The sequence below is a fragment of the Sneathiella marina genome (genome assembly GCF_023746535.1).
Classification (GTDB): domain Bacteria; phylum Pseudomonadota; class Alphaproteobacteria; order Sneathiellales; family Sneathiellaceae; genus Sneathiella; species Sneathiella marina.
On the sequence record NZ_CP098747.1, the window covers coordinates 2,323,978 to 2,348,308 of the forward strand.

The 24,331-nt window shown below is 50.5% G+C and carries 11 protein-coding genes; 2 read left to right on the plus strand and 9 right to left on the minus strand.

The annotated features are described in order from the left end of the window. Positions 1-74: 74 nt before the first annotated feature. On the minus strand, positions 75-440 hold the full coding sequence (locus NBZ79_RS11110; protein ID WP_251932500.1) for a hypothetical protein: 366 nt from the start codon (positions 438-440) through the stop codon (positions 75-77). A gap of 29 nt (positions 441-469) precedes the next feature. Here NBZ79_RS11110 and NBZ79_RS11115 point away from each other — a divergent pair, with 29 nt between their 5' ends. Continuing rightward, positions 470-1,054: an LOG family protein gene (locus NBZ79_RS11115; protein ID WP_251932501.1), complete on the plus strand. Its 585-nt coding sequence runs from the start codon at positions 470-472 to the stop codon at positions 1,052-1,054. Positions 1,055-1,154: 100 nt separating this feature from the next. Next, complete coding sequence (locus tag NBZ79_RS11120) at positions 1,155-2,369, plus strand: NADP-dependent isocitrate dehydrogenase (protein ID WP_251932502.1); 1,215 nt, start codon at positions 1,155-1,157, stop codon at positions 2,367-2,369. 140 nt (positions 2,370-2,509) lie between these two features. Here NBZ79_RS11120 and recA read toward each other — a convergent pair whose 3' ends face one another. The 8 genes from recA to NBZ79_RS11170 all read right to left on the minus strand — a co-directional run bounded on the left by recA (position 2,510) and on the right by NBZ79_RS11170 (position 24,202). Beyond that, entirely contained in the window at positions 2,510-3,586 is a 1,077-nt protein-coding gene (recA, locus tag NBZ79_RS11125; RefSeq protein ID WP_274706749.1) for a recombinase RecA, read from the minus strand. Between the two features lie 435 nt (positions 3,587-4,021). After that, a complete protein-coding gene (locus NBZ79_RS19590) occupies positions 4,022-16,963 on the minus strand; it encodes a tandem-95 repeat protein (RefSeq protein ID WP_274706750.1) in 12,942 nt (4,313 codons plus the stop codon). Positions 16,964-16,965: 2 nt separating this feature from the next. Then, on the minus strand, positions 16,966-18,246 hold the full coding sequence (locus NBZ79_RS11145; protein ID WP_251932503.1) for a TolB-like translocation protein: 1,281 nt from the start codon (positions 18,244-18,246) through the stop codon (positions 16,966-16,968). Beyond that, positions 18,236-18,919: a toxin-activating lysine-acyltransferase gene (locus NBZ79_RS11150; protein WP_251932504.1), complete on the minus strand. Its 684-nt coding sequence runs from the start codon at positions 18,917-18,919 to the stop codon at positions 18,236-18,238. The genes NBZ79_RS11145 and NBZ79_RS11150 overlap by 11 nt, the downstream gene beginning before the upstream one ends. A 315-nt stretch (positions 18,920-19,234) precedes the next feature. After that, positions 19,235-19,924 (minus strand): hypothetical protein, encoded by a 690-nt coding sequence (locus NBZ79_RS11155; RefSeq protein WP_251932505.1) that lies wholly within the window; start codon positions 19,922-19,924, stop codon positions 19,235-19,237. Positions 19,925-19,942: 18 nt separating this feature from the next. Beyond that, complete coding sequence (locus tag NBZ79_RS11160; RefSeq protein WP_251932506.1) at positions 19,943-20,647, minus strand: hypothetical protein; 705 nt, start codon at positions 20,645-20,647, stop codon at positions 19,943-19,945. Then, on the minus strand, positions 20,647-22,071 hold the full coding sequence (locus tag NBZ79_RS11165; protein WP_251932507.1) for an HlyD family type I secretion periplasmic adaptor subunit: 1,425 nt from the start codon (positions 22,069-22,071) through the stop codon (positions 20,647-20,649). Before NBZ79_RS11165 ends, NBZ79_RS11160 begins: the two co-directional genes overlap by 1 nt. After that, positions 22,037-24,202 carry a type I secretion system permease/ATPase gene (locus tag NBZ79_RS11170; protein WP_251938071.1) on the minus strand — a complete coding sequence of 722 codons (2,166 nt, stop codon included), beginning with the start codon at positions 24,200-24,202 and terminating at the stop codon, positions 22,037-22,039. Before NBZ79_RS11170 ends, NBZ79_RS11165 begins: the two co-directional genes overlap by 35 nt. Between the last annotated feature and the right edge of the window lie 129 nt (positions 24,203-24,331).

Genomic DNA, 24,331 nt, shown 5'->3' on the forward strand with positions numbered 1-24,331 from the left:
CCTCCTCACCTAATTGTTTGTTTTAAAGCCAACACTTGCCGTGCATGATTATTCCATATGCACCGTAATATCACCTAGGGTAGTTTGACAACTATTTCTTCACCGCCATAGCCATCTATCTTGTCATGGGCCCGGACTTTAACCTCCTTCACATGCATGGGAATTGACAGGGTCATGGACCGGGTAAAGGGTTGCTCGCTCACATGTGGATGCATTAGAACACGGGTGCCCAGGATATTTCCCTGCAAATCCAATACGTCCCATTTATCCGCATAATGATCCCACCCCTCATCTTCATGCTTCACGGTAACGCTGAAACGGTACACGTCCGCTTCCACTTTTGACACATTAACACCCAGTACCTCGGCTTCACCAGCAAACACCAGGCTTGACGCCATCGCCATTAAACCGCAAACAGTACAAATCAATTTTCTAGTCATTCAATCTCTTTCTTATTACAGGTCCCGATATGATCAAGATTACTTCTCTTTGTGTTTATTGCGGTTCCAGAATGCCAACGGACCCTGACCATAAAGAAGCGGCACGCCTGCTTGGCCAGCAATTGGGGCAAAGCAACATAAAGCTTGTTTATGGCGGTGGCCATGTCGGATTGATGGGGATCACGGCCGATGCCACGCTAGACGCAGGTGGTCAGGTTATCGGGATTATCCCTGCGCATCTACATGATATCGAGGTTAGTCACGAGAAATTGACAGAACTTCATGTCGTCGACAGCATGCATGTCCGCAAAGAAATGATGTTTCAGCTATCTGATGCCTTCGCGATTTTGCCGGGCGGACTGGGTACTTTGGACGAAACCTTCGAGATGATTACCTGGCGACAGCTCAATCTCCATGACAAGCCCATTATCCTTGTAAATTACAAGAAATACTGGGACCCTTTCCTCAAATTGATCGAGCACATGATCGATGCAGGATTCGTTCAGCCCGAAGTTTGGACTTATTTTCAGGTTGTCGAGAGGCTCGAGGACATCCTACCAGCCCTAAATGCCGTTCCACAGACACAAATCAACGCAGATGTGTCAAAATTCTAGGATAAATTCACGCTTTTTGTCAGTACAGCTTGCACCTGTTGCAAGCGATGCTATTTTGCTGCCGATAATGAAAAACATATAGGCAAAGAAGGAAATCGATATGCCAAAGATTCAAGTCCAAAATCCGGTAGTTGAACTGGATGGCGACGAAATGACCCGGATTATCTGGGAGTTCATTAAGAACAAGCTTATCCTCCCGTACCTGGATATCGATTTGAAATATTACGATCTGGGAATGGAATTCCGCGATCAAACCGATGACCAGATTACTGTCGATGCGGCGGAAGCCATTCAAAAATATGGCGTTGGTGTCAAATGCGCAACCATCACTCCCGATGAGCAGCGCGTCGAGGAATTCGGCCTGAAAAAAATGTATCGCTCACCCAACGGCACTATTCGGAATATTCTGGGCGGCACAGTTTTCCGTGAGCCCATTATTTGTTCCAACGTGCCCCGGCTTGTTCCGGGCTGGACAGATCCCATTGTTATCGGCCGTCATGCCTTTGGTGACCAGTACCGGGCAACAGATATGCTTATTCCGGGGCCCGGTAAATTGACCATGAAATACGAGCCTGCAGATGGCGGCGCGGCGCAGGAATTTGAGATCTTTGATTTCAAAAGCAGCGGCATCGCCATGGGCATGTATAACCTTGATGAATCCATTCGCGGTTTCGCCCGGGCCTGCATGAATTATGGCTTGAACAGAAACTGGCCGGTTTACCTGTCCACGAAGAATACAATCATGAAAGCCTATGACGGGCGGTTCAAGGATCTGTTCGAAGAAGTGTTCCAAAGTGAATTCAAGGCTGAATTCGATAAGCGGGGCCTGACCTACGAGCATCGTCTGATCGATGACATGGTCGCCTGCGCCATGAAATGGTCTGGCAAATATGTCTGGGCCTGTAAAAACTATGATGGGGATGTTCAGTCCGATACGGTTGCCCAGGGCTTCGGCTCTCTCGGGCTGATGACCTCTGTGCTGATGACCCCTGATGGGGAAACCGTTGAAGCTGAGGCCGCCCATGGTACCGTTACCCGGCATTATCGCATGCATCAGCGCGGGGAAGAAACATCCACTAATCCGATTGCCTCCATCTTTGCCTGGTCACGGGGACTGATGCATCGGGCGAAACTGGATAACAATGACACCTTGATGGACTTCGCAACCAAACTGGAATCGGTTTGTGTCGCAACGGTCGAAAATGGTGACATGACCAAAGACCTGGCCTTATTGGTGGGGCCGGACCAGCCTTGGCTGACCACCAATCAGTTCCTGGATGCACTGGATTCAAATCTGCAGAAACAGATGGCCTGATCGACTGCGAAACAGCTACGGAAAAGGCCGGTAAATTACCGGCCTTTTTATTACCAAACACTCACCAATCCAATATATAAAAAAGCAAGCCAGCAGAAAAACGGCTGGCTTGCGTTCGCGTAACTTCCTGTCAGCAGAAGCTATTCAGCCGGGACTTCCTCGTCATCCGCTTCCGGACTCCCCTGGATCGCGTCGGAGATAACACCGGCATTGGCGAGGATTTTCGTTTCGATTTCCTTGGCCATGTCCGGATGCTCTTTCAGGAAGCTTTTTGCCTGTTCCCGCCCCTGACCAATGCGCACACTGTCATAGGAGTACCAGGAGCCTGATTTCTCCACGATCTCGGCTTTCACGCCAAGATCCAGAATTTCACCTGTTTTGGAAATACCTTCCCCATACATGATATCAAATTCAATGACCTTGAAAGGCGGGGCAACCTTGTTTTTGACAACTTTGACCCGTGTCTGATTACCGACAATATCATCTTTTTGCTTGATCTGGCCGATACGACGGATGTCCAGACGAACCGAGGAGTAAAATTTCAGGGCATTTCCGCCGGACGTGGTTTCCGGGCTGCCAAACATTACACCGATTTTCATCCGGATCTGATTGATAAAGATCACCATGCAGTTGGAGCGGGAAATTGATCCCGTCAATTTACGCAATGCCTGGCTCATGAGACGTGCCTGAAGGCCCACATGGGTGTCCCCCATTTCCCCCTCAAGCTCAGCCTGCGGCACCAACGCCGCGACACTGTCGACCACCAGAACATCAATGGCCCCGGAACGAACAAGGGTATCCGTGATTTCCAGTGATTGCTCTCCCGTATCCGGCTGGGAAATCAATAGCTCATCCACATCCACACCAAGCTTCTTGGCATAAACCGGATCCAGCGCATGCTCCGCATCGATAAAGGCGCAAGTACCACCCTGCTTCTGGGCTTCCGCCAGGACATGCAGTGCCAGGGTTGTTTTACCGGAACTTTCCGGTCCGTAAATCTCGATGACCCGGCCTTTTGGCAAACCACCAATGCCAAGACCAATATCCAGTCCGAGGGATCCCGTCGGAACAGCTTCTATATCCAGAGCTTCCTGTTGCCCCAGTTTCATGACCGATCCCTTGCCGAAGGCCCGATCAATCTGGCTCATCGCCGCTTCTAATGCTTTCTTCTTGTCCATGCCACCTGCTTCAACGAGTTTTAGAGCTGATTGTACCATTACTATCCCCTTATTTCATAGGTCATTGCCGGATGCAACTCGAGTAATGTACATGTTTTGTTCTCTCTGGCAACCTTTTTTTATCCTGTTGTAAAATATAGCGAATTTATATTTGTTTTCGAAATGTTCTCATTGGATCAGAAAAAATCAAATTTACAGTTAATTTGATTCAAAGGAATCATGGCTAATTTTTCAATATCAACTGATCGTTTGCGTTCAGACGATTACTTTTGCGTTTCAGGCTACCAAAGACATTGTCGGGAATTACCGTTAACACCGATAATCACAATCCGCCGCACATGCAGCAGCAAAAGTGCGCATCCCTTCTATTTGGAGCTCAACTTCTTCCATCAATGAGGACGTTGAGCTCCCTCATGTGAATTTTAGATCCTTTTTAAGGTCCCTTCCATCCGTCCTTCAACGCACCACTTACTTTTAAATGCCAGCTTGCCAGTTCGTCGTCAAAACGCTATCCAATGGATCATAGGCGGGATCGGAGAGGTCCGTTGCTGCGCCGCCCGGCGGTGAGAAGCTGGCCATTGCCGAGACGAGCGCTTCAACGCCGCTGAAATCTGCGACCTTGCCATCGCCGGTTTCAATATTCTCGATCTTGTTGTCCGCAGAAGCATACCAGTTTTCAACAGTGATCTGATCGCTGGTGCCAATCACCGAGATCAGCAAGTCGTCGCCGGTCTGCTCAAACCACAGCTGGTCATGATCGATACCCGTATCAAGGACAAGGGTGTCGGAGGCGCCGTCTGCTGATGTATCGATGATGGTATCTTGTCCATCTCCCCGGGTGAATTCATAAGTATCGGCGCCATCGCCGCCGGTCAGAGTGTCATCTCCTGCCGCGCCGGTGAGGGTATCATCACCGGTGGAGCCCACAAGGTTGTCATGGCCCGCCGTCCCGGTCAGTGTCTGATCCGCCAAGCCACCACTGGCCGCCTGCAGCGGCACCAAGGTATCAAGGGCATCCAGTGCCACCATCCGTTCATAAATCGTCTGCGAGCCGTCAATGGTCTGGACGCTGTTCAGAATCGTCACATCCGCCACACGACCATTTAACAACAAGCCACCAAATTGGGATCCACCAGCGGCTAGATCCCAATTGCCAACATCACTGATCTGCAGATTTGTATTCACATCACTGCGCACAACAACACCATTCACCCAAATATCAATGGTCTGAGCGGTACTATCCAGGACAACCTGGACATCTTGCCAGCCAGCAACCGTGAATACATCATAAACCCAGAAATCCTGTTCAACACCATTCACATCCTCAACACGAACCCGAAGATCATCTTGTGATATATGTAATGACATCTTTGTGTGATTATTAAAAACCCTCTGACCCGTTGTCACCAGATCATTAAGTTCGAACGTTGCACTAAATGTCATATCCGTCAGATTGAAGAAGCCGGGATCCCGACCCAGATTGACCATGCCGCTGCCAAAGTTCGTTGCCGCTTCCGCCAGCAAATCCGCTTCCGTCTGCAAGGGCACCAAGGTATCAAGGGCATCCAATGCCACCATCCGCTCATAGATCGTCTGCGAGCCGTCAATGGTCTGCACGCTATTCAGAACCGTCACATCCGCGACACGACCATTGAGCTCATTCCCCCAAGCTGTACCGCCTGCAGTGATATCCCATGTTTCCACATCTGGAATAGCGTAGTTGGTATTGGTATAGGTGTGGACATTCGCACCATTAACCCAGACCTCCATTGTCTGGGCTGTCCCGTCCAGAACAACCTGGATATCCTGCCACCCCGCCTGAGTGAAGACATTTTGAATGGTTGGTAAAAACTGCATGTCATTGTTATCGTCAGATATGTACACATACATATCGTCGTTCGAAACACCGACCAGGAAATTGGTATGATTATTAAAAACCCTCTGACCCGTTGTCACCAGATCATTAAGTTCGAACGTTGCACTAAATGTCATATCCGTCAGATTAAAGAAGCCGGGATCCCGACCCAGATTGACCACGCCGCTGCCAAAGTTCGTTGCCGCTTCCGCCAGTAACGCACTCTCCGACGGGGCGCTGCCGCCCTGATAGACATCCACCGTAATGGTCCCCGTCACCGTTCCGCCATTACCATCTGCAACCGTATAGGTAAAGCCGTCCGCCCCGCTGTAGCTTGCTGTCGGGGTATAAGTATAACTTCCATCCGCATTTATGACCGCCACACCATTGGCCGCAGCCGTCCCCAGGCTATATGTCAAACTGGCTGATGCCGTCTCCGCATCGCTGGCATGAAGCTGGCCCGTTGCCGCCCCATTCACCGGCAGCGAAATCGTTCCGCCTGATGTCGTCGGGGATTGGTTGCCTGTGGCAACATTAACATCAAAGCTGGTGTCAATACTGGCCCCAGAACCATCCGTTGCCGTCACCTTGACGGAAACAATGCCCGCATCCCCATTCGCCGGTGTGCCCGAGAAAGAGGTTCCGTCAAATGTCAACCAAGACGGTAATGCACTGCCATCGGCCAAGGTTGCCGCATAACTCAAAACATCCCCGATATCTTCATCCGCAAACGCATCAACCGGGATAGCAAAGGTGAAGGCCGCATCTTCAGTCGCTGCCTGAGCTGCAATCCCTGCATCAACCGTCGGCGCATCATTGGTATTGCCGATAGCAAGGGCAAAAGTCGTCTCTATACTGGCACCGCTCGTATCCGTCGCCGTCACTTTAACCGACAAGGCACCCACATCACCATTCGTGGGAGTGCCTGAGAAAGACGTTCCAACAAGTGTCAACCAGCTCGGCAAGTCACTGCCATCAGCAAGGGTTGCCGTAAATGTCAGCACATCGCCAACATCCGCATCGGCAAATGCATCAGCCGGAATTGCAAACGAGAAGGCCGCATCTTCCGTCGCCGCCTGCCCCGCAATCCCCGCATCAACCGTCGGAGCCGTGTTGGTGACCGCTGTCGGGTCAAACACCCCATCGGCAAATTCAAACAATTCTATTTCCCGAACAATATCCGTGCCATCGACTCCGTCATTAAGATGGGTCACCGTCCAGTCACCCGATTGCGTGTCTTCCACAATGCTATATTCAGACTGATTGCCAGAAAAGATTGCCGTATCCAAACCCTCACCACCAACCAATGTATCATCCCCCGCACCGCCGGTGAGGGTATCATCGCCGGTGGAACCCACAAGGTTATCATAGCCCGCCGTCCCGGTCAGTGTCTGATCCGCCAGGCCGCCACTGGCCGCCTGCAATGGCACCAGGGTATCAAGGGCATCCAATGCCACCATCCGTTCATAAATCGTCTGCGTTCCGTCAATGGTCTGAACAGAATTCAGAACCGTCACGTCCGCCACACGACCACTAATCTCATGCCCCCAAGCTGTACCGCCCGCTGTAACATCCCAGGATTCTACATCCGGGATGGCATAATTTGTATTGGTATAAGTATGAACATTCACACCGTTAACCCAGATCTCCATGGTCTGGGCCGCACCGTCCAGAACAACCTGCACATCCTGCCAGCCCGTTTGTGTGAAGACGTTACTAATGTCAGGCAGCCACTGCAAGTCTCCATTGTCATCAGAGATATACATGCTCAAATCGTTGCTGGATACGCCAATCATAAAATTGGTATGATTATTAAAGATCCTCTGACTACTGGTCGTCAGGTCATCAAGTTCAAACGTCATACTGAAAGTCATATCCGTCATATTGAAGTAACCGGGATCCCGACCCAGATTGACCACTCCACTGCCAAAGTTCGTTGCCGCTTCCGCCAGCAGGTCGCTCTCCGACTGGGCGCTGCCGCCCTGATAGATATCCACCGTAATGGTCCCCGTCACCGTTCCGCCATTACCATCTGCAACCGTATAGGTAAAGCTGTCCGCCCCGCTGTAGCTTGCTGTCGGGGTATAAGTATAACTTCCATCCGCATTTATGACCGCCACACCATTGGCCGCAGCCGTCCCCAGGCTATAAATCAAACTCGAAGACGCTGTCTCCGCATCGCTGGCATGAAGCTGGCCCGTTGCCGCCCCATTCACCGGCAGTGAAATCGTCCCGCCAGCCGTCGTCGGAGACTGATTGCCCGCGGCAACATTAACATCAAAGCTGGTGTCAATACTCTCCCCACTCGTATCCGTTGCCGTCACCTTAACAGACACACTGCCCACATCACCATTCGCAGGTGTACCTGAGAAAGAGGTTCCGGTTAAGCTCAACCAGCCCGGCAGAGCACTGCCATCGGCCAAGGTTGCCGTATAACTCAGAACATCCCCAATATCTTCATCCGCAAACGCATCAACAGGGATAGCAAAACTAAAAAATTCGTCGGCAGATCCATACTGGTTCGATAGGCCCTCTGCGATAACCGGGGCTGTATTTCCAACGATAGAATAGGATCCGTCAGAAAATTCGAGTTCTTCAATATTTCGAATGGTATCAATGCCATCCAATCCGTTGTTCAAATGGGTTACCGTCCAGTCACCGCTCAAAGTATCTTCCGAGATATCATAGTCGGTCCGCGCGCCGTTATATCGGACGATATCGACCCCATCTCCACCGTCAAGCGTATCGTCGCCCTCACCGCCCATAAGAACATCTGCACCGTCACCGCCGGAGAGATCATCATTACCGGTATGCCCATTCAGCACGTCGTTACCGGTTGATCCTGTCGCCACATGATTTATCGTATCAAAAACATCGATCGCCACGGTAGCAGTCTGAGCCGATCCATCGGCATTGGTAGCTTCATAAGAGAAACTATCTATTCCTACATATCCTGACTCAGGCGTATAAACATAGCTGCCATCGACGTTGACAATTAGAGTGCCATGCGCCGGATTTGAACTGGCCCTGAATGATGTCTCGGCAGTCATCAAATACTCATTCAAACCAGTAAGCTGACCACTGGCAATTGAGTCTTTGCCCATGACAACCTTCCCCGGAATATCCGCAAAAACAGTGGCCAATATATCTACTTCGGAACCATCAGAAAATTCCAATGTTTCCACCCGGTTCATTTCATTCTGCCAATCGCGGATAATAATTCTGTCATCAACTTCATCAGCTGAAGCATCAGGGTTGCTCGCATCACGCAGACCGATAATCAGGTTTTCGCCATCGAGCTTAAAAAGAAGATCGCTGAGCGTGATGCCACTGCCGAATAGTATTCTGTCATCGCCCGCATCTTGCTGTGTCAATTTGGTCGTATGAAGCTCCTCTTCTATTTCTTGGTCTTCATTGTAATAAGTGCTCCCATCATTATCTGTTCCTATGAGTTGTGAAGCCGTATATTCGTGACTGTCATAACTGACGGCGGTTTGCTCAATCCAATAGTCATCAAAAAGTTGATCCGCGCCGTCCCCTATGCCGAAACGATATATATCATTACCACTTCCACCTGCTAAGAAGTCAGATTCTCCACTGCCCTCGAGCGTATCATTTCCATCCCCACCCGATATATAATCGCTGTCGGCAGTACCGGCCAGATCGTTATCTCCTGCGCTGCCTATGATATCCGAGACAACACTACTAATCAGGATTTCATTGGCGCCGTCAAACTGCAGTTTCTCAATTTTGTTATTATCATTCATCCAGTCTTTAAGCAGAACGCGATTTTCCATTTCGGATACAGATTGGCCCGGCAGCCTTGTCCCAATTCCAATAACCAGGCCATCACTGACAAACTCAAAAGACAAGTCATTGATGCTAACCCCGCCGGTGATATTCAAAATATCTTGTCCGGCATCCAGCTGAATCAATTCTTCCGTGTTATAATAATCGTCGATTGGCTTACTCTGGGGATACCAACCTATAAGATCACCTTCAGCATTATAAGACGCTGCATATGTGCCATAAGTTTTTGAATCAAAACCAGTGCCCAGTTGGTTAATCCACGCATCGTCAAAAATAACTTTTTGACCCGAATTATGGGCAACAGAATAAATATCATCTCCATTGCCAAGTGCGGCGAACAAATGCTCATCTAGTATAGTCACAGCGTCGTCTGTATCCGCAACTTCTCCCGCAATCAGACGGCTCTCCAGATCGATTTCAGTCCCGTCTTCAAATCGAAGCTTTTCTATCCGACTAAAATCATCAGTCCAGTTTTTCAATACCGCTCTGTCAGAAAATTCATTTATCGGCTGGTTTGGAATTCGAGGATCAATTATGCCAATAATCAGATTGTCGCCATCAAGTACAATTTTTAAATCGTCGATATCGAGATTCGACCCAACGTAAAGCACGTCTTCGGTTCCGGCATCTGAAACAACCGTTCTCACACCTGCAGGTATCGTAACAGGCTCGGAAGCAACCGATCTTTTTGGCTTCCAATCAATAAAGAATTGCTCGCCGTCCTGAATATAAGTAGGTGCAAAACCGGTAACTTTAGCATAGGAAAAATTTCTCACGACTTCAGGGCTCGGTCCCATATATTCTTCGAGAAGAACATCCGAACCCGATCCAACAGAGAGGAAGTAGGAATCATTACCACCTCCGCCTTTGAGAGTATCATCGCCACCGCCGCCGATAAGCTGATCTTCTCCCGCACCACCGTCAAGAACATCATTGTCCGCACCGGCCGTCAAAACATCATCGCCGGCACCGCCTGTCAGCAGGTTATAGCCGTTACCGCCTTCCAGGATATCGTCTCCGTCACCACCGTCGATTATATCGTCACCTTCGCCACCACCAACGGTATCATCCCCGTCACCTGCGATCAGCGTGTCAAATCCGTCGCCACCGCTCAGGTTATCGTCTCCGGAGTATCCTTCAATCGAGTCATCACCGGCGCCACCTTCAAAAACATTGTCCCACTGATCACCTAGAAGCGTATCATTGCCATCGCTCGCGATTATACCCTCAACATGATCCAGACTGTCTGTAAAATTGTAATAACCAGAGAGCGCTGCTGTGCCTGCAGCCAAATCGACGTTTAGGCTGTAGGTATTCTCGCCAATTTCATCTTCTTCGATCTGGGCAATGGCGGAATAATCGACGATGTCAACACCGTCGCCACCGTAAACCGTATCCACACCTGTTCCGCCAAAGAACATATCACCGCCAAGACCACCATACAGAAGGTCATCCCCGATACCACCGATCAGCGTATCATCGCCATGATCGCCGTATATTTCATCGGTACCATCACCGCCCAGAATTAGATCATTATTGTCGCCACCATGAAGCGTATCATCGCCGATATCACCATCGAGTATGTCTTCCCCTAATCCGCCATCAACACTGTCATTGCCCTGGCCAGCCGCGAATTCATTACTATTATCGTCACCTGTCAGGGTATCGCCGTAATCGGAACCGATAATACTTTCAATATTTGTGAGGGTATCGCCGGCCGCATGGCCGCCGCTGGCTGTACCTGCGGCAAGATCGATCGCAACAGCAGCGGTCGATGTTTCATAAGACGCAGCATCCGCGCCGATCCCGCCGTCGAGAATATCAGCTCCCAGGCCACCTTCCAGAATATCATTGCCATCCGATCCGGTCAGCGTGTCGTCATGGTCGGAGCCAATAACTTTCTCAAAATTATACAGCTCTGATATCTGGCCGTTACCGTCTGTCGCCTGCTCATCCGCAAGGGAAACATCAACCGCAGACGCTTCGTTTGCAAAACTGACCGTATCCGTACCCGTCCCGCCATCCAGCGTATCAGGTCCGCTGCCACCTGAGATCAAATCATCTCCCCCGCCGCCGCTTAACACATTGCCGGAAAGAGTATCATCAGCGCCGGTCAAAGTATCATCATGAGCAGAGCCGATAATATTGGAGAAGTTGCTAATAGTATCGCCGCTCGCATCACCACCGGAGGCTGTATTCGCCTGCAGATTGACATCTACTGCTTCTGATGACCCAACATAGGATAGGGTATTTACGCCCAAACCACCATCAAGGCTGTCGGCTCCCTCACCGCCTTCCAACAAATCGTCGTTGTCACCGCCCAGCAACGTGTCTGCACCGGCACCGCCAAACAGGCCATCATCGCCGGCACCACCGCTCAGCAGATCATCTCCACTTTCACCGGCGATGGCGTTATCACCTGCATCACCCGTCAGCGTATCCGCAAATTCAGAGCCGATCAGGTTTTCCGTATTGAGAAGAACATCGCCCGCCGCATCGCCGCCGCTTGCCGTCGCATTTCCCAAATCAATGGAAACAGCTGTGGCTGAGCCCGCATAAGAAGCTGTATCAATGCCATCGCCACCGTCAAGGGTATCCGCTCCCGCGCCGCCTTCAAGCCGGTTGTCGTTTTCATCACCCAGAATGTCATCGGCATATACTGAGCCGATAATATTTTCAACACTTGTCAGAGTGTCCCCGGCTCCGTATCCACCAGATACAGTGCCCGCAGCAAGATCGACGGTGAGGGCAGCATCGGAACTCACGTAACTTGCCGTATCCTGACCTGTATTGCCATCCAGAAGATCGGCGCCAGCACCACTGATGAGTGTATCATTCCCGGCACCGCCATAAAGCTCTACACCAGCCGCACCGGTTGTCGACAAGGTATCGTCGCCATAACCACCAATGGCAATCTCCGCGTTTACGCTATCCACATCAAGATCAATGCCATCGATACCTTCGATGATAATGGTATCCGTACCGGCACCTGCATCTATACCAGCAAGGTCATCTTCGACATCAATATAAAGGGTATCATCCCCTATTCCGCCGTGAAGGACATCTACCCCTGCTCCGCCTTGCAGAACGTCATTACCGATACCGCCAACCAGATGATCATCGCCTGTTTCACCAATAAGCTGATCGTCGCCTGCACCGCCAGTCAGTGTGTCATCACCTGCACCGCCGGAGAGCGCCGCATCCGTTGCCGAAGTCGTATAAATGTCGTCATTTCCGCCGCCACCAACAAACCCTTCCGCCTGATACGTCGAGATATCGAGATCGAGATCTTCATCCCCCTCATACAAGATCAAATCGTCGCCGGCACCTGCATCTATCTGGCCTGTTGCCAGATCATCAGCGTCGATATTCAGCAAGTCATCACCATCGCCACCGAGCAGCGTATCCGCGCCATCTCCACCGGTCAGGGTATCATTCCCGACGCCACCAGTAATATGATCGTCGCCTTCATCCCCGTTGATCATAAAGCCCTGTGTTTCTGCGGCATCAACAGACAGCGTGTCATCCGCAAATCCACCTGTCACAAACCCGCCAAGATCGGCGGTCATCACAAGGCTTTCGCCAAGATAATTATAGTCATCATTGGTGAAGAGCACATTATCCTTGCCTTCAAACGCAAAGCGCGACCAACCGGCACTGATCCCATCGATGGTCTCGTCCAGCTTCATGCCATAGCCGTAATCTAGATAAACCCCGTAGGCCGCTCCGCTCGCATTCGTAGTCTCGCCGATTTGCGTAAGCTCGCTATAGGCGACAACTTCATTCCCCGCCATAAAGCGGCTGCCATAGGCGCCTTCAAGATCTATTTCTGTGATGCCGTGACGATGCAAGCTTTTGAGCTCGCCGATATCCGTAATCCCATCCTGGTTGAGGTCTGTCCAGACGCGGACATTTTCAAACTCGGCGTCCAAACTATTGAATACCCCGTCGCTAACAGTGTCTAGGCTGGCAAGCGACCAAGCAGCGCCGTTCAGGCCCGTAAGATCGTAATAGGCGGAGAACATCTCGGTTATATTATCAATTTTGCCATCATCGTTGCGGTCCAACACCAGAATACCGTCAGTTGCAGCAACCCAGCCCGTTTGCTCCCTGAACCCGTCATTATCCATATCAAAAAGGATGCCGCTGTCTTCCTGCGACACCAGTTCCAGGCCATTACGACCCAGATCAAGGGCAAAAATACTGTTATCCCCACCGCCTTGCGCCAGCAACGTCAAGACGTCATCGACTGAAAACGGCCCCTGACCCGCCTCTGTAAATTCAAAACTCTCGATCCGGTTTTTCTCTTCACCCCAATCGCGAATGGTCAGCGTACTTGTCTCGTCATCAACGGAGTTTCCAACCGTCACAATCAGATCATTGCCGATCAGGCTGAAAGACACATGCTCTGCCAGAACACCCGCCTCAAACAACACCTTGTCCGCAGTACCTGCATCCACCTCAACATAGGACGCGAATGTTTCGGTTTCTGTAGTCAGCGCATCTATGTTACCGTTGAATACAGTTTCGGTGACAACATCTTCATCGCCAGGTCCGCCGTAGGCAATTGTCGTTCGCGTTATCTGATCCGCAACGGTACCCCAATATTCTACGTCTACTTGCTCTTGCACTTGATCCCAGCGGGTATCAAAAATCAGGTCATCACCATGACTAGAGCCATAGCTGTATACGTCATCGCCACCTCCCCCCATCAAGGTGTCTTCGGTCGACGCGGATCCGTTCAACGGATCAGACGCCGAAGTACCTTCAATCAGTACCCCCGGGCTTTCGGCTGTTTGCTCATAAAAGATCGGCGCAGTGGCAGAGGAGAAAACATCCGTCGCAACCGCACTCAGATCAGTATTCTCGCCATTTTCCAAGGCGAGTACTGTTGTGACATCAAATTCCTGACCACTCAAGAACCGAAGCGTATCCACCTGGTTCCAGGTAACAACCCAATCTTTGATCAAAAACTTCTCAGTATAATCAGCGACATCTCCCACAGGTGGGGTCGGGTTAAGAACTGTAATTGTTAGATCATCGCCACTTAGGCTAAAATTCAGGTCAGAAGAATAAATACCCAACTCAATGACCAAAATATCCTTACCGTCGATATTAAGTTCGCGATAGGCGCTAACCGCCTCAGCATCAATGACGACCTTCCACCCTGCTTCAATGTACCGATTGTCGTCGCCGGAACCAATAAACTCGGATGTTGCTACCCACTTTTTCCTCTCGACATAAATGTCATACCCAAAATTGCCATCTCGCATATATGTATCGGAGGCATGTACATCATCAAGATTAAGAACGTCCGTGGCAGTGATCAAAGTCGCGTTCCAGTCATCAACTTCCCAGTCGGCGAGCTCTTCGAGGAAGAGCACCTGATTATCCATAAACTGGCCATAACGCACGGCAATCTCAAGATCCGCAGATAAGTCATCAATATTACTCGCCGTTGTATTGGCGAGTGCACGCTTCATATATAAATCGCCGCCTTCAATCTGGATTTCCTTGAAGACACCGGTAACCTCGGCATCAAGAAGCGCCTGGACAGAGCCGAACTTTAGCCCTCCCGAACCAACATACTGGTTGCCTACATAGCCAAAACCAATGGTCTTGTTGAAATCAAGCGCCCGTCCTCCAACGGCACTAAGGAGTGCGTTCAAAGCGTTCGAGCCCGCCTGACCAATATTACGTGCAACAGTAACGCTGCCCCCATTATCGGCAGAGGCATCAGCGACAAAAAATCCTTGTGCATCAAGTCTAAAACCGAGTTCAACAGAACTTACCGCTATTGGTATCTCTGGATCACCGCCGAATGCCCCGCCAAGTACTGTCCCAATCGCGGCCCCCCAAAAAGCACCAAAAGGTCCGTAGAGGTATCCACCAATGGCGCCTCCGATTGCCCCGCCAATTTGCTGACCTTGCGGATTACCTCCAAAAGTACTGCCATCGCCTGCTATTCCTCGGCCGTAAGCGCTGCCGATATACGCACCAATTGCATTCCAGAAACCGCCACTAACGTTTGACCAGTCGAAGGTTACGCCGGCGGATGCTCCACCTGCAGCTGCCGAACTGCTTTCTGCGAATATAGTTGCGTAAGCATACGCCCCTGCTTCTGCACCAATTGCACCAACTACAATGGACGCAATATCACCTACAGGTCCTTCGAGACCAAATAACTCATCAAATAAAGCAGTTGCTATCAGACTTCCGATGCTTGAAAAAGTATTTGTAACAATTCCCTTACCCAGGTTCTTAAAATCAAATTCATATTCACCGCCTGCTATTGATTGGCCAATTTCCTTGCCAAGAGCACTTCCAACAGACGTCGCGGCTATTCTAATAGCCAATTTGTCACCCGCAAACTGCGCAGCGAGGTTACTTCCTATTGATGAACCGATAGCGCCACCTAACCGAACAGCGCCAAGCCGTTTGACAGGCTGGCCGTCAACCACCCCTACATCCAGCTCTTCAAGTAAAATTCCAGGTAATTTTTCCAGCTCTTCAGCAGTTACTTTATCGTTTTCGATGGCATTAGAGGCCTGTTGCTTCAGCTGCTCTATCGTCATCTGACCGTTTTGGATAACGACCGAAGCGGCATCTACCGCATATCCGAAACCCACCCCCTGATCAATCAAGTCTGATATTGTTTTATTGGATCGAAGTTCGTTATACACATATTCCAGAGCAGCTTGAGGATCAAATATCGCTAATTGTTCGAAATTAAAATTATCCGCTAAAACAAATTCGTCTGAGTAAGAGCTATAGCTTTCCTCTTCCAAATGATATCCATCAGGGATAGCCGCAAAAGGTGAAACAACTTGTATATCGAAGAACTCCTCATAGGAATTATTGATTATTATCGTAGGATCTACTTCTATAACGCTTGCACCAACAGACTTCAGTATGGCATCGGGATCATTCGGCCGCCCCTCGTGATTATTGGTATTGGCGGTCGACACTGTTATTGCCGCCTGCTGTTGATTGAGATAGGTCATTTCTAGGTGAGAATAGAAAATTACCGCCTCGCTGCCATCTCGTGATCCGGTGTTTATGTCGATCTTGCCTTGCGAGGTCTTCACAAATGAATTGCTTAAAGTCAATAAATTTTCATTAATGTATTCTTGTGAACCAGCGTCAATGTCGAGATGCGAGTAAGCATTTAATACTGCAGTTTTTTTGGCGGATATTCTCGCGTTCTCATCCAGAAAAAGATGCTGGCCGCCAGCGAACAGAAACGCAGCCTTTATCCCGTTCCCCAATCCGTCCGCAAAAACATTAATCGAATTGCTGATGGAATCGACGCCGAATTGCAGGTTCGATTGTTCAAGATGGTTCAGATAATCAACATAACCCTGAACAGCCACTGTTTGTTCTGTGATGGACAATCCATCAAAATAATCCGCCTGCAATTGATCAAAGTCGATAGAACGATCTGACATTAGGAGTTGTGCGGAATATACCTCACTACCAGGGTCTCCTGTTAGTGCCGTCAATGCAGTCAACCCAGCAGAATTCGCCAATTTCTCGCGAAACAAATCCATCGCGACATATTCATTTATGTCATGAAATTTAGTTACATAGCTATCCCAAGCATCCACACCCTGTAACTGATACTCTGCTATTGAAAGCGACCGTTGCTCAGCGTCACCGTTCGCATTGAGGGTAACTGAGATTCCTGCGGTATAGTTGCTTCCCGTCCAAAGTCCGTATCGTGAAATTAAGTCTTCAAAAGCATTTGTCATAACTACACCCTCTCTGGTGGTCGATGAGCCTCAATGGCTCTACGAAGAACGGATCGTATAGGAAAAGATTTCAATTTATTGCGGGTCAAATCTGCTACCCAGAACACATCTATATCCGTAACCGGATAGGAGTATGGAGGGATAATGGCGACAGTATTTCCGTCGCCAGAAATTGCCACATGCTGAATTCGCGTAAGATTTAGCTGTTTCGCAGTCACTATGTCTTTAAAGTCCCCAGCGTGCCACACAGAGACGATATCCCTTTCGCCCCGAATAAGGGCAATATCGGTGCCGTCAAACGATGAAAAAATAGACTGCAATGAATACAAGTGGCTCTTAGGCCGATTGGGATCTAAGGGAATATCTGTTTTATCGAAAAACACAGATAACTCATCTGAATTGTTGTCATACGTAAATGCGGAGGCTTGCATATCTCGCACATACTTAGAATTATTACCTTTTCCGTCTATACCGCCAAATAATAATCGACCATCATCTAGAGTTGAAATTTGCCCGCCACCTCCAAAAATCACAGCATCATGATCGTTTGATAAAAGCGTATCATCCCTAACTTTAAACGGTGGAATCGGCTCATTCAAATCAAGATAGCCAAGCCAATGATCTCTATTAATCGCCCACCAATAAATACTTGAGGTGAAAGCACCGCTATTGGCAACATAGTAGATGCGGCTCCCATCCGCTGAAAAAACCGGATATCCACGCACAATCGACCTGGAAAGCCATGGACGTTCAATGCGATAAGCCCCAACGGAGCCATAACTATAGGCCCAGCCGAAAATTTCCTGTTTGTTATTCGTAAGCTGTTCGACCTGTTTCGTTTCTAGATCCATGACCATGATATGCGTTCGAATGGCTTCTTCGGGGCAAGTCTTTAAGTTACATGTCGCAACAAAGGTTAGTTTTTTTCCGCTCCGATCGAAACTCGGTGAATGCCATTGAAGTTCCTTTATAGGCGGCGCTAATATTTCAATTGATTGTTTCTCAAGGTCGTATATCCCCATTTTGAGATGAGTACGGAGGGTTTCGCGTCCATCCCTGGCAAATTCATGAAAGTCGAAGGCCATATAACGGCCATCGGCTGAAAGGGCGGGATTATTGACAGAAAGGCGATATAGAGGCTCGCCATCCTCTGTTTCATACGTCGGGACCGAACCTTTAAATGCGTAATCCGAGGGTGAACAAGCTATGGCTGCTAGAAAAACCAGTGTCACAGATAATACAATTCTCCTCAGCCCGAAATTCATTTCCTGCTCACCACTCAACTACCGCCATACCGCTGCCATCCGGTGCGGGTTGAAAGCTTTTTACTTTCTTGCCCTTCAAGACACCTTCACGCAGTTCTTTGGCGGCTTCGGCCATGCCGCCGAAGGGGATGATCAGGTCCATCAGCCAGAGGTTGTCGCCGGACTTCCAGTCGGCGGGGCCGAGTTTGCGCACACCTTTTAGCATGCGGGCCTCTGCGTCATCGGAGAGGTACGCCCAGCTGGCGAAGCCGACGGGCACATGGCCGCGATGCCAGAAGTAACATTGGTTCAGCGAGATGGGCGGCTCGATTGCCCATTCCATATCGGTGATAAACAGATGCTTATGGGGCTTGGAATGCATCATCAACCACGCCGCGGCACCAAAGGCGGTGACTTTTTCGGCGGACACCGGCAAGCTCTTGCCGCCATCCCCGCCCGTGGTCCCACCCGGTCCATTTGCGCCCGCTCCCGCACCCGGGGCGGCACCTAAATTTGGATTACCGCCGAGCGGCGCACCGGCGGTGGTCGCGGCGGCCTCGGCCGCCTTGGAAGCGGCTTCCTGCGCGGCGGCGCGAAGGGAAGCTTCATCAATTTTGGAATTGTCTTTTAAGACGTTCGCGGCAGCTGCGAGCTCGTCCTGTTTAGTTGCACCACTGGATTTGGCGGAAGGTTTTCGGGGAGACTTAGACATACGGGTTCCTGACAAGACATATACAAAATCGTGCGATGGGCACGTCCAGACGTCAGGATACAGGATCAGAGAAAGCTTGAGAAACCACAATAACGCTCAACCAAAGGCTCTTTTGCTGCGAGCCGTGATCAATTAATAATTGTGAAAATGGCCTGCTTACTTGACCTTAAAAAGAACTCCCCCTTTGCCCGACGCCGTGTAACAATTGCCCCTTACACGCGTGGTTTCTTATGCGATTATAAAACCATAACAATTCGCGCGCCGCAACCTATAATGTTATTAATATGAAAAAAATTATAACCACAATTGGTTGTATTACTGTGTATCAGCAAGCTCCTGCCGAACGTCTTTCATGAGTTCACAAGTTATGCATATTCCGCATTCATCAAAGCTGCCGTCTTCATTCCAAATTGGACGACGACACGTCCAGCAGAGATCAAGTAGGTCGTCGGGCAGGTATCTGATTTGATCAGCCTTGGGGATAACTGGCAGATGAAAATATTCTGGCGCCGACAGAGGGTAACTACTGGCGGCGCAGATAGCTTCAATATGAGGCGCTCGTCCCGGCACCGCCTTTTCCTCAGCGCACCAACCCGTAACCCATCGGTCCACAGCCTTGCCAAATTTGCCCTCGAAACAGCGGTTGATGATACCGGCCTCAAACCCGATCGCAATAATATCAAAACCCATAGCGAAAAGACCCCGATGGTCAATAGCTGATTCTGAGTAACCAAAATCCCTAAGATTGTCACGGCACCACTTTACAATCTTTTTACAACACTCCGCTTCAGCCTTAAATCGCCCTTCGTCATTCACCATATGTACGTGATGAGCAATAACAATATCATCCGTTTCTTTAAGTAACTTTGCCAGCACATAAACACTATCAATACCACCAGATAGCATGACGAGTGTCGACGTTCTTTTTGATCGGTCCAACTTGATTTTCTGGCCCGATACTTCAATTCTGGGGCGGCGCGTTTTTTTTGATGATACGTCACTCATTTTAGTGCTCCCTCCAGCCTACCTAAAGACATTCTCAAGACTGGTTACGGTAATTGGCTTACCCTCAGGAATTGCCTTGAGCTGATCACGTGCATTGGTCATAAGGTCGCAAGATGGACATTTTTCGCACTCATCAAAGCCACCGTCATCCCGCCAGATTGGCTCGCGACATGTCCAGCATAAATCTACAAGGTCTTCATGCATATATCTCATCTGCTCTGATTTGGAGATTATGGGGAGGCGAAACAGCTCGGGCGAAGGATACGGAAAACTACTTGCAGCACAAGCATTTATGATATGCGGACGACGGTTAATATCCTGTTCTTCTTCCATGCAGAGACCAAAAATCCATCGATCCGCCACGCGCTCAAATTTCGAGGCGTAGGATCGGCCAACGATACCCACCTCAAATGCCACAGCGATAATATCAAAACCTTTCCGATAAAGACCACGATGATCAATTGCAGATTCGGAATATTCGAAGGGGCGGTATTCTTTCCTGCACCAATCGACAATCTTTCGGCATCGCTCGGCTTCAACTTTGTGCCGACCATCCTGATTCAATAAATGAATATGATGTGCAAGAATAATATCGTCCGTTTCCTTTAGTAGCTTTTCAAGAACATAGACGCTGTCAATTCCGCCAGATAATGGAACAATTGTAGCTTTTTTTTGAGTCCGAAGCTTAATCTTATTTCCATGGATTTCTAGGTTACTCATCATCACCGTTCCCGCAACGCTTCTGCTTTATACCGGAGCAACGGCGTTAGGATATATTCGAGCACGCGCCGGTCACCGGTTTTAACTTCGACGGTGGTTGCCATACCGGCGGTGAGATTGACCATTTTATCCTGCACCTGGATCGCATCCGCGCTCATTTCGATGCGGGCGTCATAGACGAGGCCGAGCTGTTCGTCGGCAATGGCATCGCCTGAGATATGCAGAACTCTGCCATTTATCACCCCATATTTGGTATAGGGAAAGGCTTCCAATTTGATCTCGGCGTTCTGTCCGACCTTGACAAAACCGATATCGCGGTTGAGGACTTTTGCTTCCACTTCCAGCTTGCTATCCTTGGGGACAATGATCATCAGCGGCTTCGCCGCCTCGACCACCCCGCCCACCGTATGGATGGACAATTGCTGGACCGTGCCGGCCACCGGTGCCGTTAGAAGACGGAGGGAACTGCGGCGTTCCGCCTTCAGAAGCTCCTGGGTGACAGCCTTCATTTGGCGCTCCGCCTCAACCAGTTCATCCAGCCGGTTCGAGCGGATTTCCGCCTCTTCGCGGGCCAGTTCCTGCGCACTCGCTTTAATAGCAGAGCGAGCCTCATGCATGCCGGCAAGCTCCGTCGCGATATCCTGCTCTGATTCAACCTGTACTTGCTGCAATTCCAGCAGCCGGAGCTTGGAGGCAAAGCCCTTCTTTTCCAGGGTGGCAATGGCTTCTACCTGCTGCTCGATATAGGGCAAGGTGGTGCGGAGTTTTTCAATACGCGCTTCGGCCACCCGGAGCTGGGCTTTCAGCCGGGCCCCTTCCTGTTTGTAGTAGCTGATACGGGTCTTGTCCTCGGTGATCTCGTTGTCGATGCGACGGCGTTGCAGGGAGATCTGGTCTGCCGTTGCGCCTTTTGGCGGAACAAACAGCTTTGCCGGATCACTCTTCGGATTAAGCAAGGCAACAAGACGGGCGATTTCCAGGGCGGATGTCATGCGCTCCTGGCGGAGGCGATCCAGATCGGCGCTGCTGTCTGTCGGGTCAAGCTCGATCAGGACATCGCCTTTGCCGACCGACTGGCCATTGCGCACATGGATTGCCCGGACCACACCGATTTCAGAGGACTGAATATATTTGACATAGTCCGTCGGGATGACCTTGCCGCTGGCCGAGGCAACCACATCGATCTTGCCAAACCACGCCCACAAGGCTGCGATCAACAAAAAGGCGCCAATGCTGAGCATAACCGTCCGCCCAACGGGAGAGGCCGGTGTCTCCATGACCTCGATCACCGCAGGCAGGAACTCGTAATCTTGCCGTTGACGCTTGATCTTGATACGGGCGTCATCCGCCTTCTTGGCTTCTCGCCAAACCGTTGCGATGCGGCGGATGCCCTCAAACATCTTCAAGGCCCCCCAGCTGCTTGTCATAGAGGTGGCGGAACAGGCCTTTTTGTTTCAGCAATTCTCGCGGCGGTCCATCCTCGACAATGCGGCCATTTTCCATGGAGATGATACGATCCGCTATTCTTAACGCCGACATGCGATGGGCAATAATAAAGGTGGTCCGGCCCTTGACGATATGCGCCATGTTCTGCTGGATCAGCTCTTCACTCTCCGCATCAAGCGCACTGGTCGCTTCATCAAAGATCAGGATCCGCGGCGAGGTGACCAGGGCGCGGGCAATGGCGATCCGCTGACGTTGACCGCCCGACAGGTTAAGCCCCCGCTCCTCGATATCGCTATCATAGCCCTCATTCAGTTCAAGGATAAAATCATGGGCACCGGCGAGTTTGGCCGCCGCAATTACCCGCTCCATGGGGATGGTTGGATCGCTGAGGGCAATATTGTCCCGCACGGAGCGGCTGAACAACACACTCTCCTGCGGCACCACACCCACCTGCCGCCGCAGCCAGCTGGGGTCAACCATGGCCACATCGGTGCCATCTATCAATACCCGGCCCCGCTCCGGCACGTACAAGCGCTGCAGCAGCTTGGCGAGCGTGCTCTTGCCGGATCCGGAGCGTCCGACAATTCCAATGACCTCTCCCGCCTCAACATTCAGAGACAGATCGGCAACGATTTCAGGGCCGTCATGGCGATATCGAAAGCCCACATGATCAAACTCAACCCGGCCCTCAATGCCGGGAAGCTGGACGCGCCCCGGCCGATAAGTGGGCTCTGCCGGCGTATTGATGATATCCCCCAACCGTTCCACGGAGACACGCACCTGCTGGAAGTCCTGCCACATCTGCGAAAGCCGCAGGATCGGTTGGGTCAGCCGGTTCGCCAGCATGTTAAAGGCAATAAACTGTCCTACCGTTATATCGCCATTGATCACCGCTTGCGCACCAAACCACAGAGTGAGCGCCGTCGTTACCTTGTTGACCAGATGAATACCCTGACTGCCGATATTGGCCAGGAAATTAACCCGGAAGCCGGCCCCCACATACCCTGCCAGCTGCTCTTCCCAGCGGCGCTGCATCTGCGGCTCGACCGCCATGGATTTGACGGTCTCTACCCCGGTAACGCTCTCCACAAGAAACGCCTGGTTCTCCGCACCGCGGGCGAATTTCTCCAGCAAACGCTTGCGCAGGATCGGTGTCACCGCCAGAGTAATCGCCAGGTAAAACGGGAAAGACGCCAGCACCACATATGTCAAAATGGGCGAGTAGTAATACATCACGGCCAGAAAGACGAAGGCGAACAACAGATCCATGACAAGCGTCAACGCCTGCCCGGTGAGGAATTCCCGAATGCTTTCAAGTTCCCGAACCCGGGCCACGGTCAGACCGACCCGTCGTGATTGGAAATACGCGATGGGCAACGCCAGCACATGCCGGAACAGCTTTGCACCCAGTTCCACATCAATACGATTTGTTGTATGGGCAAGAACATAGGTGCGAAGGGCCGTCAGCAATACTTCGAACACAGTCACGGCGATCAAGCCGAAAACAAGGACGTCAAGTGTGGTGAGCGCCTTGTGCACCAGCACCTTGTCAATGATGACCTGAAAGAACAGGGGCGTAATCAACGCAAAAAGCTGAATAAAGAAAGAGGCGATCAGCACCTCCATCAATAACCGCCGGAAGCGCACGACGGAGGGAATAAACCAGGTAAAGTCAAAGCGCCGGTTCTCGCCCGCCTCCCGTGCCCGCGTTGTCAGCAGGATCAGACGACCCGACCAGGCCGCCTCAAACTCGGCGCGACTTAAAGTAGAAGGGCGACCTTGCAAAGGATCCTGAATGAGCACCTCATTGTCGCCTACCTTACCGAGAATTACATATTCACCCTGTTTATTCTCGGCAATCGCCGGCAGATGCAGCTTGGACAGCCGCTTCCATTTGGTCGATATGGCCCGCGCCTTCACATCCATATGTTTCGCGCAGCGTAAAATATCGTTTGATGTCAGTGAGTTACCTGATTTTGAGTATTGATGCCGGATCTGTTCAGGATCAACAGCAATCCCCAGAAACTTTAGCATCAGCACCAAGGAAGCCAACCCTGTATCAAGACCGGGAGTATCACTTGCGCCCGTTATTTGCGCATCCCCCGCTCCCATTGCTTCCGTCATACTTCCCCACTCAACAATATATTAAAGAGAATTTGTAGAAGTATTGAAACGACTGAGTCAAGACCATATCTAAGAAAATATAACAATGGCACCAATTCTTACATGAATAATTTGTTC